The 318-nt window shown below is 39.0% G+C and carries 1 pseudogene; it reads right to left on the bottom strand.

Annotated elements, in window-relative coordinates:
• A pseudogene (locus HMPREF2937_RS13205) lies at positions 1–318 on the bottom strand (tRNA pseudouridine(38-40) synthase TruA); the annotation flags it as partial.

Here is a 318-nt window from a genome sequence, read left to right as displayed (position 1 = left end):
CGACCATTACCAATTTTAAGCAAAGTCCCAACCATATTGCGGACTTGTTTATAAAGAAAACCATTTCCACTGAAGGTAAAGACAAAGAAACCAGTTTTTTCGTCAATGTCAACCGTTGCTCGTGTAATCGTGCGAACTTTATTTTCTACAGATGTTCCTGAAGCTGTAAATCCTGTAAAATCATGTGTTCCCACCAAAACCTTGATAGCTTCCTGCATTAAAGCCAAATCTAACGGATATGGGTAATGCGTCGCATAATGGCGCATCATCGGATTCTTAGGACGACCAGCATCAACTAAAAATTCATAAGTTTTACTG

The organism is Staphylococcus sp. HMSC061G12 (assembly GCF_001838465.1).
Classification (GTDB): Bacteria; Bacillota; Bacilli; order Staphylococcales; family Staphylococcaceae; genus Staphylococcus; species Staphylococcus simulans.
The sequence above is the reverse complement of the archived record's forward strand: the minus strand, read 5'-3'. Positions and strand labels throughout refer to the sequence as shown.